Annotated in this window: 12 protein-coding genes; 3 read left to right on the top strand and 9 right to left on the bottom strand. The window is 62.5% G+C overall.

Annotated features, from left to right (window positions below; all coding sequences use genetic code 11):
- Window positions 1-2: 2 nt before the first annotated feature.
- The 4 genes from kdpB to RS694_RS18105 all read right to left on the bottom strand — a co-directional run bounded on the left by kdpB (window position 3) and on the right by RS694_RS18105 (window position 4,446).
- The gene (kdpB, locus tag RS694_RS18120; protein ID WP_029709522.1) at window positions 3-2,078 is read right to left on the bottom strand and encodes a potassium-transporting ATPase subunit KdpB; all 2,076 of its coding nucleotides are present in this window, start codon (window positions 2,076-2,078) and stop codon (window positions 3-5) included.
- A gap of 25 nt (window positions 2,079-2,103) precedes the next feature.
- Complete coding sequence (gene kdpA, locus RS694_RS18115) at window positions 2,104-3,903, bottom strand: potassium-transporting ATPase subunit KdpA (protein ID WP_029709521.1); 1,800 nt, start codon at window positions 3,901-3,903, stop codon at window positions 2,104-2,106.
- The gene (locus tag RS694_RS18110) at window positions 3,903-4,010 is read right to left on the bottom strand and encodes a potassium-transporting ATPase subunit F (protein ID WP_338050595.1); all 108 of its coding nucleotides are present in this window, start codon (window positions 4,008-4,010) and stop codon (window positions 3,903-3,905) included. The genes kdpA and RS694_RS18110 overlap by 1 nt, the downstream gene beginning before the upstream one ends.
- Window positions 4,011-4,215: 205 nt before the next feature.
- Window positions 4,216-4,446: a putative motility protein gene (locus RS694_RS18105; protein ID WP_420805961.1), complete on the bottom strand. Its 231-nt coding sequence runs from the start codon at window positions 4,444-4,446 to the stop codon at window positions 4,216-4,218.
- Window positions 4,447-4,537: 91 nt separating this feature from the next.
- Here RS694_RS18105 and RS694_RS18100 point away from each other — a divergent pair, with 91 nt between their 5' ends.
- Entirely contained in the window at window positions 4,538-5,677 is a 1,140-nt protein-coding gene (locus tag RS694_RS18100) for a M14 family metallopeptidase (RefSeq protein WP_029709518.1), read from the top strand.
- A gap of 81 nt (window positions 5,678-5,758) precedes the next feature.
- Here RS694_RS18100 and RS694_RS18095 read toward each other — a convergent pair whose 3' ends face one another.
- From RS694_RS18095 to RS694_RS18080, 4 genes are all read right to left on the bottom strand, one after another.
- Window positions 5,759-7,240 (bottom strand): carotenoid oxygenase family protein, encoded by a 1,482-nt coding sequence (locus tag RS694_RS18095; protein WP_037248437.1) that lies wholly within the window; start codon window positions 7,238-7,240, stop codon window positions 5,759-5,761.
- A gap of 74 nt (window positions 7,241-7,314) precedes the next feature.
- A complete protein-coding gene (locus tag RS694_RS18090; protein ID WP_029709516.1) occupies window positions 7,315-8,829 on the bottom strand; it encodes an amidohydrolase family protein in 1,515 nt (504 codons plus the stop codon).
- Between the two features lie 99 nt (window positions 8,830-8,928).
- Window positions 8,929-9,372: an FKBP-type peptidyl-prolyl cis-trans isomerase gene (locus tag RS694_RS18085; RefSeq protein WP_081708723.1), complete on the bottom strand. Its 444-nt coding sequence runs from the start codon at window positions 9,370-9,372 to the stop codon at window positions 8,929-8,931.
- Between the two features lie 76 nt (window positions 9,373-9,448).
- The gene (locus tag RS694_RS18080) at window positions 9,449-10,645 is read right to left on the bottom strand and encodes a YbfB/YjiJ family MFS transporter (protein WP_241464201.1); all 1,197 of its coding nucleotides are present in this window, start codon (window positions 10,643-10,645) and stop codon (window positions 9,449-9,451) included.
- Between the two features lie 476 nt (window positions 10,646-11,121).
- On the opposite strand from RS694_RS18080, the gene RS694_RS18075 reads away from it, so the two are divergent.
- Together RS694_RS18075 and RS694_RS18070 are read left to right on the top strand one after the other, a co-directional pair.
- Window positions 11,122-11,985 (top strand): hypothetical protein, encoded by an 864-nt coding sequence (locus tag RS694_RS18075; RefSeq protein WP_029709513.1) that lies wholly within the window; start codon window positions 11,122-11,124, stop codon window positions 11,983-11,985.
- Window positions 11,986-12,118: 133 nt separating this feature from the next.
- Window positions 12,119-12,865, top strand: coding sequence for a metallophosphoesterase family protein (locus RS694_RS18070; RefSeq protein WP_029709512.1), 747 nt, complete (start codon window positions 12,119-12,121; stop codon window positions 12,863-12,865).
- A gap of 40 nt (window positions 12,866-12,905) precedes the next feature.
- Here RS694_RS18070 and RS694_RS18065 read toward each other — a convergent pair whose 3' ends face one another.
- Complete coding sequence (locus RS694_RS18065; protein ID WP_029709511.1) at window positions 12,906-14,153, bottom strand: HD-GYP domain-containing protein; 1,248 nt, start codon at window positions 14,151-14,153, stop codon at window positions 12,906-12,908.
- Between the last annotated feature and the right edge of the window lies 1 nt (window position 14,154).

The following is a 14,154-nucleotide window of genomic DNA, read 5'->3' as shown; positions in this document are numbered from 1 at the left end:
CCTTAAACCAGATTCAATGCAACGAGCAACAGGTCAATGGCCTTGATGCCGATGAAGGGCACGATCAGCCCGCCCAGGCCGTAGATGGCGAGATTGCGGCGCAGCAGGGCAGCGGCACCCACGGGGCGGTATTTCACGCCCTTGAGCGCCAATGGAATCAGCACCACGATGATCAGCGCGTTGAAGACCACCGCCGACAGGATGGCCGAGTTGGGGCTGCCCAGGCGCATCACGTTGAGCGCGGCGAGCTGCGGGTAGGTGCTCACAAAAATGGCCGGAATGATGGCGAAATACTTGGCCACGTCGTTGGCAATGGAGAACGTGGTGAGCGAACCGCGTGTCATCAGCAGCGCCTTGCCGGTCTCCACAATTTCCAGCAGCTTGGTGGGGTTGGAGTCCAGGTCCACCATGTTGCCGGCTTCCTTGGCGGCCTGGGTGCCGCTGTTCATGGCCACGGCCACATCGGCCTGGGCCAATGCTGGCGCATCGTTGGTGCCATCGCCGGTCATGGCCACCAAACGGCCTTCGGCCTGGTAGCTGCGGATCAGCGTGAGCTTGTCTTCGGGCGTGGCCTCGGCCAGGAAGTCGTCCACACCCGCCTCGGCGGCGATGGCGGCAGCAGTGAGTTTGTTGTCGCCGGTGATCATCACGGTCTTGATGCCCATGCGGCGCAGCTCGCCAAAACGTTCCTTGATGCCGGCCTTGACGATGTCCTTGAGCTCCACAATGCCCAGCACCTGGTTGCCATCAACCACGGCCAGCGGCGTGCTGCCGCGGCGTGACACTTCGTCGGCAGCGCGCAGTACTTCGGGGGGCATGGTGTTGCCTTGGGCTTGCAGGACCTTGCGCACGGCGTCCACCGCGCCCTTGCGCAACTGGCGCGTGCTGCCGTCGGGGCGTGTCACGTCCATACCGCTCATGCGGGTCTGGGCGGTGAAGGGGACTTCTTGTGTCTTGCCCACCAGCGGCTCGATCTGCACCTTGCTTTGGGCCAGGGTCACGATACTGCGGCCTTCAGGTGTTTCATCGGCCATGGAGGCCTGCGCGGCGCACAGAGCCAACTGGTTCAGACTGATGCCGGGGGCAGGAATAAACAGCGCAGCCTGGCGGTTGCCGTGGGTGATGGTGCCGGTCTTGTCCAGCAGCAGTACATCTACGTCGCCTGCGGCTTCCACCGCACGGCCCGAGGTCGCAATCACATTGGCCTGCATCATGCGGCTCATGCCCGCCACGCCCACGGCCGACAACAGGCCACCGATGGTGGTGGGGATCAGACACACCAGTAGCGCAATGAGTGCGGTGATGCTGACCACGGTGCCACTGCCCGCAGCCTCCACACTGAAGATGGAGAAGGGCAGCAAGGTGACGGTGACCACCAGGAACACGATGGTGAGCGCCACCAGCAGAATGGTCAGCGCCACTTCATTGGGTGTCTTCTGGCGCTTGGCGCCTTCCACCATGCCGATCATGCGGTCCAGAAATGACTCGCCGGGGTTCACACCAATGCGCACCACCAGCCAGTCCGACAACACGCGGGTGCCGCCGGTGACCGAAGCAAAGTCGCCGCCCGACTCGCGCACCACGGGGGCCGATTCGCCGGTGATGGCGCTCTCGTCCACCGTGGCCACGCCCTGAATGACTTCCCCATCCACGGGGATCATGTCACCGGCTTCCACCAGCACCACATCACCCTTGCGCAGGTTCTCCGCTTGTTCGGGGAGCCATGTGGAACCATGGGTGGGTTCCTTCAGCTTCTTGGCCCAGGTGCTTTTTTTCAGACCCTTGAGTGAATCCGCCTGGGCCTTGCTGCGGCCCTCTGCCAGGGCTTCGGCAAAGTTGGCAAACAGCACGGTGAACCACAGCCAGACGGCCACAGACAGGATGAAGCTGGCCGAGTCGCCCACGGTGCCTTGCAGAGCTTGCAGGCCCAACAGCGTGGTGACGATGCTGCCGATGTAGACCACAAACATCACCGGGTTGCGCCACTGCACAGCAGGGTGCAGCTTGGCAAAGGCGGCCCACACGGCAGGCTTGACCAGTGCGGGGTCCATCAGGGTTAAGGAAGTTTTGCTTGTCATAAATTTCTCTCGCAAATAGGGGCGTTTAGACGGATGCCCAAAGCATCAGGTGCTCGACCACCGGGCCCAGGGCCAGCGAGGGCACGTAGTTCAACAGGCCCACCAGCAGCACGGTGCCGATCAACAGCACCACAAACAGCGGGCCGTGCGTTGGGAAGGTGCCTGCTGTGGCGGGCAGGCGCTTCTTGGCCGCCAGCGCACCGGCAATGGCCAGCACCGGCACGATCACGCCAAAGCGGCCGAACCACATGGCGATGGCCAACAGGACGTTGTAGAACGGTGTGTTCGCCGACAAGCCCGCAAAGGCGCTGCCGTTGTTGTTGGCGGCCGAGGTCAGTGCGTACAGGATTTCCGAGAAACCATGCGCACTTGGGTTGGCAATACCGGCCTTGCCGGCGCCGGCCAGCACGGCAATGGCCGTACCTGCCAACACCAGAATTGGCGTGACCAGGATGGCGATCGAGGTCAGCTTCATCTCATGCGCTTCGATCTTCTTGCCCAGGTATTCGGGGGTGCGGCCAATCATCAGGCCTGCAATGAACACCGCCAGGATGGCGAAGATCAGCATGCCGTAGAGGCCGGTGCCGGTGCCACCAAACACCACCTCACCCAGCTGCATCATCACCATGGGCACCATGCCGCCCAGCGGGGTGAAGGAGTCGTGCATGGCGTTGACCGCGCCGCAGGAAGCCGCAGTGGTTATCACTGCAAACAGGCTGCTAGCGGTGATGCCAAAGCGGGTTTCCTTGCCTTCCATATTGCCGCCGCTCTGCAGGCTGCTGGCGGTCTGGTCCACACCCAGTGCAGCAATCTGCGGATTGCCTGCCTGCTCGGCCGGCATGATGGCCACCACGGCGACCACAAACATCACCGTCATGGCAGCCAGCACGGCCCAGCCCTGGCGCTGGTCGCCCACCTCGCGGCCAAAGGCAAAACACAGCGCGGCAGGGATCAGGAAGATCGCCAGCATCTGCAGGAAGTTGCTTAAGGAAGTGGGGTTCTCATACGGGTGGGCCGAGTTGGCGTTGAAGAAACCGCCACCGTTGGTGCCCAGCATCTTGATGGCCTCTTGCGACGCCACCGGGCCCATGGCCAGGGTTTGCGTGGAGGTGCTGGTGTCTTCCATCACGGGTGCGCCCTTGTCGTCCAGCACGGGCTGGCCGTCCGCGCCCAGCTTGGGCTGCTGGAACTGCGTGGTCTCCACCGTGCTGACGTCTTGGTAGGCGTCAAAGTTCTGGATCACGCCCTGGCCGACCAGGAAGATGGCGAACACCAAGGAGAGCGGTAGCAGCAACCATGCGGTGATGCGCGTCATGTCGACCCAGAAGTTGCCGATCACGGCGGTCGACTTGGCGGCAAAGCCGCGGAACAGCGCAAACACCACGGCAATGCCGGTGGCGGCGGACAGGAAGTTTTGCACCGCCAGGCCCAGCATTTGTGTGAGGTAGCCCATGGTGGACTCACCCGCATAACCCTGCCAGTTGGTGTTGGTGACAAAACTCACCGCGGTGTTGAAAGCCGAGTCCACCGACACGGCGCCCATGCTCGCGGGGTTGAGCGGCAACACCGCTTGCCAGCGCTGCAGCAGGTAGACCACCAGCACGCCCAACGCATTGAACGCCAGCAAGGCCAGCGTGTACTGCTTCCAGGGCATGGACTGGTCGGGCGAGGTGCCCGCCAGGCGGAACAGCGGCGTCTCCAGCCGCAGCAGCCACTGCGGCAGGCGGCCTGAACTCAGACGTGCCACCCAGATGCCCAAGGGCCAGGAGGTCACCAAAAGGGTTGTCAAAAACAGGGCCAGCAGCCCCCAAGCCGAGCTGCTCATTAAAAGTCCTCCGCGCATACCAGCGCATACACCAAATACGCCAGCAACAAGACAGCACAGGTGCCGCCCAGGCCGTAGACCACATGCAATGTGTTCACCGTTTCCATCATTTCTCCTGCATCAAATCGATGGGTGAAGTGTGGTCAGACGGGCGTAAAAACGGGGATGAGATTCAGAGAGCGGGCGTAAAAAAAGCGTAAACGGCGGGTGTAAAACGCTATTGAATGCATAGCTGCTTGCGCACACCCTATAAGAGCTGGAGGCCGATTTGATGCCTAATCTGCATCTGCGCCGCAAGGGGCGCTGGCGTGTTTACGCGAAGGTGTTGAGCCGGGTGCCAACGCTGCCGCTGGTGGCCAGGGCGGGCACGGGCGGCAGGGACTGGATCAGCGTGGCGGCGGCCACGGCCTGCTGGTTCAGCGCCTTCTTGAGCACCAGAATGTTCAACGCGTCCGACGTGGGGCCCTGCGCGGCGGCAGTGGCGGCTTGTACGGCGGGGGTGCTGGCGATGTTCATGGTGGTGCTTTGAGGGCTTTCTGTCATATCGGCCCTTTTTCTGAAAACTTGAATACGCGCCCCTGGCGCACCGGGCTTCTACAATCCCTATCAGCCTTTCGGCACCACTTTGCAGCCCATGACACAACTCCATATCTCCACCCAGTTCGATTCCGGCGCCATCGAGGTGGTGAGCCTGGAGGACCCCCGCAACATCCAGGTCAACATCCGCAAGGACTCGGCCGCCGGGTTTGCCCAGTGGTTTCACTTCAGCCTGCAGGGTGCGGCGGGGCTGGCAGTCAACGTGAAGTTTCTCAACGCCGGCGCCAGCGCCTACCCCAAGGGCTGGGAAGGCTACCGCGTGGTGGCCAGCCACGACCGCCAGCACTGGTTTCGCGTCGACACCACGTTTGACGGGCATGTGATGACAGCGCGTGTGAAGCCCGAGACGCAGTGCATCTACTTTGCCTACTTCGAGCCCTACTCCTGGGAGCAGCACCTGGACCTGCTGGCGTCGGCCGCAGCGTCGCCGCACGTGACCCAGGAGTGCCTGGGCCACACGCTGGACGGCCGCGACATGGGCCTGCTGCGCATCACCGATGCACAGAGCAGCATTTCGCTGGCCGAGAAAAAGAAGGTCTGGCTGATTGCACGCCAGCACCCGGGCGAGACTATGGCCGAGTGGTTTGTCGAAGGTTTTCTGGAGCGCCTGCTGGACCCGGACGACGCCGTGAGCCGCGTGTTGCTGCAGCGCTGTGTCTTCCACGTGGTGCCCAACATGAACCCTGACGGCGCGGTGCGCGGCAACCTGCGCACCAACGCCGCCGGTGCCAACCTGAACCGTGAGTGGCTGGAGCCCAGCATGGAGAAATCACCCGAGGTGTTTCTGGTGCGCCAGAAGATGCTGGCCACGGGCGTGGACCTGTGCCTCGATGCCCATGGCGACGAAGGCCTGCCCTACAACTTTGTTGTTGGCTCCGAAGGCAACCCAGGTTACACGCCGCATGTGGCCGATCTGGAAAACACCTTCAAGACCACCTGGATGGCCAGTTGCCCGGATTTTCAGGACGAGTTCAACTACGGCCGCACCGAAGCCGGCAAGGCCAACCCTACCCTGGCCACCAATTGGGTGGCGCAGCAGTTTGCCTGCCTGGCGTTCACCATCGAGATGCCGTTCAAGGACAACGCCCAGTTGCCCGACGCGGCCACGGGCTGGAGCGGCGCACGCTCCAAAAAGCTTGGCGCCAGCGTATTGCAGCCGCTGTTGGCGGTGCTCTAAGGCCAGATAGAGTCCGTTCGGACTGAGTCGGTCGAAACGCCGCCCTTGCAAATCCCGGATGTGTTGAGGGCTTCGACAGGCTCAGCCCGAACGGAGGTTTTTTTCAGCGCTGTACAAAAGCCGGCGCTCAGCGATCCAGCAACCATGAAAGCCCACCGGAACGCGCGCCGGTAGTTCCACCTGCGCGACCGGCCCGGTGCTGAGGTCGCGCGCGTCAAAGATGTCCAGCGTCTGGCGCTGCAGTGCTTCGTTCCACTGGAAAGCGATCAGATAGCCGTGGTCTTCGGCGGTGGCGTTGTCAGCCTCGGCAAACCAGGGTTCGGTGTACCAACTGTGCACCGGGTCATCGGTCCAGGCGCTGAGGCTGGCACCGGTTTCCAGATCCATCTTGCGCAGCCCGGCCCATTGCAGCGTGGTCACCGAAGAGTGGTCCACCAGGTAGCCGTAACGCGTCTTGCGCCCGGCCAGACGCGCATTGCAACTGGGGAACTCGACGTTGAGATCGGGGTTGAGCACATGTTCTTCGGTCTCGCCGGTGGCCAGGTTCATGCGCCAGCACCACAGGCGCGCACGCATCACCAGCTCGGCCACATCACGCGCAGTGCCTTCGGGGTCGATACTGCCGTCGGCGCGTGTGCGCGGCATATAGCGGCAGCCCACCAGCACCAGCCAGTCGCCGTCTTCCCAGGCATTGACCGTGTGGTACAGGTAACAGGGCGTGAAGCTGAACCAGCGGATGCTGTCACTCGCACCCAGGCGCGGGATCACACCAAAGCGGGTGTGCATCTCGGGGTGAAAGCGGATCTTGTGGCGGCCCAGCGCCAGCGCATCGGCATCGTGGAACAGTGGCAGGTCGTGCAGGATGGAATAGTGCTGCGTGATGGCCATGTCGTGCGGCAAGCGCGGGCCGGGCAGGTCAATCGGCACATGGTGTTGGAGTGCACCGTCGGCGCTCAGCACGCCGTAGTGCATGTAGGGCGCCTCGGTGCTGTAGTCAAAGAACATCAGCTCTTCAGTCGTTTCGTCCACCTTGGCATGGGCCGAGATGCCTTTGCCCGTGGCGGTGATGCCGCGCGCCTTGCCCAGTGTTTGCAGCGTGACGGGGTCGATCTCGTACGCATCACCCGCCATGTACCAGAGCGCCAGCGCCTTCCCCGCGTGGCCCACGACGTCGGTGTTGGCCGTGTCCTTGAGCCGTTTGTCGGTGCGGCCCTTGAGGGTCTCGCGGATGCCGTAGAAGGTGGCCTGCTGCGCCAGGTCTTCTTCCTGCCAGCCGTCGGTGTGAATCCAGCGGTTGCGGTAGGTGAGCTGGCCTTTGGAAAACTGTGCGGCGTGCACCATGCCGTCGCCATCAAACGGGTGGTAACGGCCATGCGGCTCAAAGCGTGCATTGGGCCCGGCGCGCAAGTACACGCCATTCAGATCCGTCGGAATCTGGCCGCGCAGCAGCGGCAGGTTGTGCAGGGTTTGTTCGGCATTTACCGGCGCGTACACACCGCTCAGGTGCGGGCCGTGGTCTTCGCCAAAAGGGGCAAGCAGTGCAGCGTTAAGAGGTGCATTCATGCAACCAGCTTAGGCCAACTGTGCGGCCAGGACAAGCGGGCTTGCCCCGGTGTACCCGCGTGATGATCTGCCTGTCAGCAGCAACCGGCCCAGGCACTGCGCCGGTAAAACGGCCCCAGGTCTTCTACGAAGGCGTCCACGGTGGCACGCCACGGGCTCAGGTCGGCTTGCGCGGCGATGCGTGAGCGCACCTGCGCCAGCAGTTCGGCGCGCAGGGCGGGTTCGTCCAGCGTGGTCAACTGGCCGCGGCGCACCACGGTACGTCCGCCCACGATGACCTGGTCGATATGGCTGCCATTGGCGCGCGCCAGCAGCAGGTCCAGCGGGTCGATGTTGTCAAACAGTGCGTCGTCGTCCAGCGCATCCCAGTTCAGCACCACCAAATCGGCCGGCGCACCGGGTGCGATGGTGCCACCCAGCGGGTGCGTGTCGGCACTCACGCTGCGCCGTCCGTTGCGTGCGGCAAACGTCCACAGCTGCGTGCGCGTCATATCTTCCGCGAACCCCCAGCCGCGTTGCAGCGTGTAGGCCAGGCGCATTTCGCGCAGGGCGTCATCGTCTTCGTCCGGGCCCGCTCCGTCCAGGCCCATGGCCACGCGGCAGCCCTGGCGCAGCATCTCGGCCAACGGCGCGATGCCGGATTTGAGCGCCAGATTGGAACTGGTGTTGACGGCGATGGTGACGCCGCGCTCGGCCAGCAGAGCCAGCTCGTCGCTGCGCGCATGGACGCAGTGCGCCAGCGTCAGGCGCGGGCTCAGCAGCCCGATCTGGTCCAGGTAATGCACGATGCCTTTTGGGTAAGCATGGTCAGCCCACTGGCGCTGGTAGGGTGTTTCCAGCAGGTGCATGTGCACCGGGCGCTGGTGGTCGGCCGAGCCCTGGGCGATGGCCTCCAGCAGCGGCTGGCTGCACCACTGCACGCCGGTGGGGCCGTACTGCACGGTCATGTGCTGCGCCAGGCTGTCGTCCTGTTGCACGCTGGCGGCCAGTTCTTCCACTAGTGCCACTTGCTGCGCGGGCGGCAGGCCGCGCACCGCCATGCGCCGGGCCACTTCGTCGCGTATCTCCGGGCGCAATGCGGCGAGCATGGTGGCGTCGTCGCACAGGCCCAGACCGTTGCGGTCGCGCAGCGCCACCGCAAAGCCAATTCGTACGCCGACGTCGCGCGCCGCGCGCACCACCGCCAAGCCTTCCTCCACAAACGGCATGCCGCCCTGCACACGCGTGTAGTGCACCATCAGGTGCGCCACGCCGCGGCGCACCGAGCGGGCGAATGAAGTGGCAGCACACAAGTAAGGGTCCGCCCCCGGAACCAGGCCCTGGTAGGGCAGCCAGCCTTCCAGCGGCAGGTCTTGCGAGCCCAGCGTGGCGCTGCGGAACGTGCGGCCATGGTCATGCGCGTTGGCCAGTGCAGGCAGCACCAGTTGGCGCGGGCCTGCGACCGGCTGTGGCAGTGCAGCTACCGTGCTGACCAATCCGGAAGCCAGCGTGATGCGCGTGTTGGCCTGGGGTGGCGTGCTGCCGGGGTCAGACAGCAGCCAGGCGCAGTCCAGCGTGGTTGGGGCGGGGTTTGGGTGGGTGTCTGGCATCCTTTGCCAGTAGCAAAGAAGGTGCCAGCGCCCTCAGTTTGCTATTTATTTAATAGCTGCTTGCGCAATATCCATAAGGGCTAGCGCCCTGTTTGGCATTTATTTTCCGTTGATGCCCAGCAGTTCCACCTCGAACTGCAGCGTCGCGTTCGGCGGGATCACACCACCGGCGCCGCGCTCGCCGTAAGCGATTTGTGGCGGGCAGGTCAGCTTGGCCTTGCCGCCCACCTTCATGCGCTGCACGCCTTCGGTCCAGCAGGCGATCACGCCGTTCAGCGGGAACTCGATAGGGGTGCCACGTTTGTAGGAGCTGTCGAACTCACGGCCATCGGGGAAGGTGCCGCGGTAGTGCACCTTGACCTTGTCGCTAGTGGCGGGGCTGGCGCCGGTGCCGTCTTTGAGTGAGCGGTACACCAGGCCACTGGCGGTGACCTGTGCGCCTTCTTCCTTGGCGGCGGCAGCGGTCACGGCGTTTTGGGCCCAAGCGGTGCTCAGGGAGACCAGGGCCAGGGTGAGGGCGGCGATGCGGGTGGATGTTTGCATGTGTGTTGGTGTCTGGTGGTGAATCTTCGGAGATTGTCGCAGCCCCGGGTAAAGCACATAGATCGTAAACAGGCGCTTAGTGCAATGGGTAACGCCGCACCAGCCAGCCGTACAGCGCCACGCCAATCAGCAATGTGCCCGCAGCAATCTGCAGCGACACGGCAAACCCCTGCGCCGGGCTGGCGCTGTGGTGCAGCAGCCAGGCCACCAGCGGCGGCCCGGCAATCTGGCCCACGCCGTACACGGCGGTCAGCAGACCAATCAGGGCCGATGCGCCATGGGGCCGCAGGCGCCGGACTTCTTGCATGGCAAACAGCGTGATGGCGGTGAAGGGCAAACCGATCAGCAGGCTGCCCAGCGCAAAACCCAACAGGCTGGGCAGGTACACGCCCATCAACACACCGCAGGCCTGCATGGCGTAACAACCCATCAGCAGATGGCGCCGGTCCCAGTGCACCGGCAGGCGGATGGTGAGCAGCGCGCCCGCCGCAACGCCCAGGCCCAGCAGCGGCCAGAACAAATCCAGCCAGACCGAGCCTGGCAGCGCTTGGCGCGCGATCACTGGCAAAAAGGTGGCGGTGATGATGTAACCAAACCCGGCCAGCCCATAGGCCAACGCCAGCACGGCCACCTCGCCGTGGCTGGCCGCGCCCGAAGGACCGGCAGGTGGTGGCGTGGCGGGTACCTTACCGTGGAGCTGCGGCCACGCCAGCGCGGTGAGGACCACGGCCAGCGCGCCAAACGCCAGCCAGCCCGTGGCCGCAGTCACCCCACTGGCCACCATGGCCGTGGCGGCCAGGCCGCTCACCGTGATGCCCAGCCCGGGCCCCACAAAAATGATGCCAGACAAGCGCGGCGCACCCAGCGCCGCCAGCCGCGCCAGGCACCAGCCCGAGGTGTAGACAAACACCACCGCACTGATCACACCCGCCAGAAAACGCCACAACGGCCACACCACCGGCCAGTGCCAGGCCATGCCGCAGGTCAGCAACACGGTCGCCACCAGTCCCATGCGCACGGCACTGGTGTGCACCACGGGCCGCAACCCAGGCCAGCGCGACCAGACCCAGGGCTGCAGCGCGCAGGCCATGGCGCCCAGCCAGTAACCCAGGTAGTTGGCCGTGGCCAGCCAGCTGGCGGTGGGCAGGTTGATCACACCGTCGTGCAGCATCATGGGCAGGAGTGGCGTGAAGGCAAAGCGGCCAATGCCCATGGCCACCGCCAGGGACAACATGCCGGCCAAAGCGATGGCGAGGGGCTTGGGTGAATGCATGGGGGGATTGTGCCGGTGGCGTTCAAATGGCGCTCGAGGCATTGTTGCGGCGCGGGGGCTGCATTTCTATGCGTGCACTAGACCCAAAGCGGAAGTCGGCTGCCGTGGAGTCGACGCCACAAAGCGGAGGTTCGCAAAGCAGTCCGTCCTAGTGCCACGGTTTCCAAGAGCTGGCTCATAGAAGCCCGCGCTGAGTAATTGCCTTGCGGCACTGACCCGATATGAGTGCGCCACAATCTGGACGATATAGCTGCAAAAACAGGGGCTTATTTTTGGTTATCGCACCCAGATTCACCCGATTGGGGGATAGCAAAGTCCTGTCATCTCGTTTACCGTCGTTTCCATAAGAGTGATCTCGCTCAAGCGTCGCCGTCTATGCCGTAGGTCAGCGTCTGATCGAGGCTCACGACCGCGGAATGATTGAGCAATAGACAGTCCTCCGGCAACTCTTTGAGCCAACTGAAGAGAGTGAAAACATGACCACAATTTCGCGTGCAGCTACTGAATCCAGCACTGGGGCTCGCCTTGAGCGCATTGTTGCCGACACGAAAGCGATTCTTCCTGAAAACGGGGTTCCTCAAGAAAAAGCTCCAGGAACGACTCTAGTACTTTCGGAGGAGGGTAAGGCTCTGTTCGAACAAAGCTTGGTATCAACCCAAGAAGATGCTGCCACCGAGCAATCTCAAGCAAGGGCACGCATAGAAATTATTGGCGATGAAGATACAGAAACACTGCACGCAAAATTTCGCAGCATGAACGCGGAGGACAAGGAGGCGTTCGTGCAGAAAAGACTTTCAGGATTTGATAATGGAATGAAGATCGTGCAACAAGTAGAGGAAAGAAGATCAGCGCAATCTGGCAAGCCTTCAAAGGTGGAGAGGCAAGAGTATGTCACTCGCGATTTTTTTGAAGCTGCAACCAGGAGTACGGTCGAGTTCTTGGCCTCTTCTGAGCCGGTCAAAGTCAATCGCGCAAATGATGTCACCAAAGACTTCATAAGGCCGGACAAAATTGTTGGCAGTACGGAATACGACAAAAAAATGGCTATTTCAAACGCAACTTCGGCAGCCGCACGTGCAAATGAAGCTAAAGCTTTCCGCTACGAAGAGAATCATGCCATCACCTTGCCAAACATCTCTGATTTGCCACTCGACGTTGCGAAGACTTCATTGGGAATTGCCGAGTCCATCGTCAAGAATCGTGAGGACGTTGGACTGAGTGTGCGTGGGCGTTATGGTGACAAGGCCATATCTGATATGAAAACCTATCTCGCTTCGATCAAGGACCATATCAGCAAGTTGGAAGTTGGATTGGCAGCCTCTAACCGCTTTGGGGTCTGATCAGACCTTGAAGTAGCCACTTTGGGAGTTCTCAAGTGTGGTCATACATAGAAGTCAACTACTGGCCCCAGGGAGACGGTCGTAACCCTCGGTCAGCTCACTCACTTGTTCGCTGCAGTACAGTGACTGCACTATGCGCATCGCACTTATCTCCGACATCCATGGCAACCTGCCCGCACTCGAAGCCGTGGCGGCGGACATCCGGCGCCGGGGTGTGGACTTGATCGTCAACCTGGGCGACAGCCTGTCTGGCCCCTTGCTACCGTTGGAGACCGCGCAGTACCTCATGGCGTCGGGGTGGCTCAGTCTGGCGGGCAACCACGAGCGGCAAATCCTGACCCACTCCGCCGAGCAGCGTGGTGCATCCGATGCCTATGCACACGCCCAGTTGGGCGAGGCCGAATTGGCGTGGCTGCGTGCGTTGCCTGCCACCCATCTGCTGGCGCAAGATGTTTTCCTGTGCCACGGCACGCCCACCAGCGACCTGCATTACTTCTTTGAGAATGCCGTGCCAGGTGGCACGCTGCCCGCCACCGCCGATGAGGTCGAAGCCCGCCTGGGTGACGTGAAAGCCGCGGTGGTGGCCTGCGGCCACACCCACATTCCACGCGCCTTGCGTTCACGCGCCGGACAACTGCTGTGCAACCCGGGCAGCGTGGGGCTGGCGGCCTATGAGGACATGCACCCGGTAGCGCACATCGTGCAAAACGGCTCGCCCGACGCCCGTTACGCCATCATCGAACAGGTAGGCAGTTTGTGGCACACCGCACTGCATAACGTGCCGTATGACTACGAGCCCATGGCGCGCTTGGCTGAGCTGCGTGGGCGTCCAGAGTGGGCGTATGCCTTGCGCACGGGGTATGTGAAAAGCCCGACCTGATCGCCAGACAAAAAATGCACACTGCGTGCGAGGCGTGAAGTCAGGTGCTGCCCCCAGTTGTGGCGGCAACTGGAGCGAGCAGCAATTCGCTGAGATCGGGGAAGTTCCATTTGGCGGGGTCTTCGCGAGCGGCGATTTTTTCGCTGCCTTGTGATTTGGACAGGTCCACCAATTCCGGCAGGATGCGCATGTTCGCCTTGGTCGAGAAAAATACCCGAACGACCGGTGTGGTGAGCGATTTTCCGGTCTGGTCCACCACCACACCCAGGCGTCCTGAGCTCAGCCGCACCAGGGAGCCGATGGGGTAAATGCCCAGGCTCTTGACAAACGCCTGGAATACTTTGGGGTCGAAGTGGCCAGTCCATTCGGCCATCTTGCGCAGTGACTCCGCAGGATCCCAACCGGACTTGTACGGGCGGTTGGAGGTGATGGCGTCGTACACGTCGCACACGGCGCCCATCTTGGCGAACTGACTGATCTCATGGCCTTGGAGGCCCTTGGGATAACCCGAGCCGTCCATCTTTTCATGGTGGTGCAGGCAGACATCCAGCACCAGGGGATCGACACTGGGGTCGGTTTGGAGCATTTTGTGCCCTCTCTCCGGGTGGGTGCGGATGACGGCGAATTCCGCGTCGGTCAACTTGCCGGGTTTGTTGAGTACTTCCATGGGCATGGCGGCCTTGCCCAGGTCGTGCATCAGCCCCGCCACGCCCGCCAGTCGAACCTGCTCTTCGTCCAGTTTCAATTGGCGCGCCAACGCGACCATCATGGCGCACACCGCGACCGAATGCATGTAGGTGTAGTCGTCGGCGTTTTTCAGGCGGGCCAGGCTGATCAGCGCACCCGGGTTGCGTGACACGGAGTCGGAGATTTCTTCCACCAGTGCCTTGGCGTGGCCGGTGTCCACCGCCTTGCCCATGCGGGCCTCTTCAAACATGGAGAGCACGGCTTCACGCGAATGCTGAAAAATCTTGGCAGCCTGTCTCAGCTCTTGTGCGGTGGAAACCGGATCGATGGACCGTATTTCCTGATCCGCCTTGTTCAACTCGGCTTCTGCTTGCTCGGCAGATTCGGCTTCCGACACGGCGACCTGGTCTTTGGCCAGGTCCAGACCTTTGTCGGTGTCGATCCAGACCTCCCGGATGCTGCTGGCGAGGATGGTGGCCAGGTCCTTGGGGTCGGTGATGACAAAGCCGGATCGCCAAAAAGGATGGTCCATCCAGGAGCCACAAAACTCCTTGAGGTGCATGCCAACGGTCAACTGCTGAACGCTTATTTTTTTGAGCATA

Origin of the sequence: Rhodoferax saidenbachensis, assembly GCF_001955715.1 — a bacterium.
In the GTDB taxonomy this organism is placed as follows: Bacteria; Pseudomonadota; Gammaproteobacteria; order Burkholderiales; family Burkholderiaceae_C; genus Allorhodoferax; species Allorhodoferax saidenbachensis.
This window is presented reverse-complemented; position numbering and strand designations above follow the sequence as displayed.

What these genes read in the sequence shown, in the direction of transcription:
- kdpA (WP_029709521.1), bottom strand. Translation starts at nt 3,903, where the DNA reads ATGAGCAGCTCGGCTTGGGGGCTGCTGGCCCTGTTTTTGACAACCCTT.
- RS694_RS18105 (WP_420805961.1), bottom strand. Translation starts at nt 4,446, where the DNA reads ATGACAGAAAGCCCTCAAAGCACCACCATGAACATCGCCAGCACCCCC.
- RS694_RS18065 (WP_029709511.1), bottom strand. Translation starts at nt 14,153, where the DNA reads ATGCTCAAAAAAATAAGCGTTCAGCAGTTGACCGTTGGCATGCACCTC.
- RS694_RS18090 (WP_029709516.1), bottom strand. Translation starts at nt 8,829, where the DNA reads ATGCCAGACACCCACCCAAACCCCGCCCCAACCACGCTGGACTGCGCC.
- RS694_RS18085 (WP_081708723.1), bottom strand. Translation starts at nt 9,372, where the DNA reads ATGCAAACATCCACCCGCATCGCCGCCCTCACCCTGGCCCTGGTCTCC.
- RS694_RS18075 (WP_029709513.1), top strand. Translation starts at nt 11,122, where the DNA reads ATGACCACAATTTCGCGTGCAGCTACTGAATCCAGCACTGGGGCTCGC.
- RS694_RS18110 (WP_338050595.1), bottom strand. Translation starts at nt 4,010, where the DNA reads ATGGAAACGGTGAACACATTGCATGTGGTCTACGGCCTGGGCGGCACC.
- RS694_RS18100 (WP_029709518.1), top strand. Translation starts at nt 4,538, where the DNA reads ATGACACAACTCCATATCTCCACCCAGTTCGATTCCGGCGCCATCGAG.
- RS694_RS18095 (WP_037248437.1), bottom strand. Translation starts at nt 7,240, where the DNA reads ATGAATGCACCTCTTAACGCTGCACTGCTTGCCCCTTTTGGCGAAGAC.
- RS694_RS18080 (WP_241464201.1), bottom strand. Translation starts at nt 10,645, where the DNA reads ATGCATTCACCCAAGCCCCTCGCCATCGCTTTGGCCGGCATGTTGTCC.
- RS694_RS18070 (WP_029709512.1), top strand. Translation starts at nt 12,119, where the DNA reads ATGCGCATCGCACTTATCTCCGACATCCATGGCAACCTGCCCGCACTC.
- kdpB (WP_029709522.1), bottom strand. Translation starts at nt 2,078, where the DNA reads ATGACAAGCAAAACTTCCTTAACCCTGATGGACCCCGCACTGGTCAAG.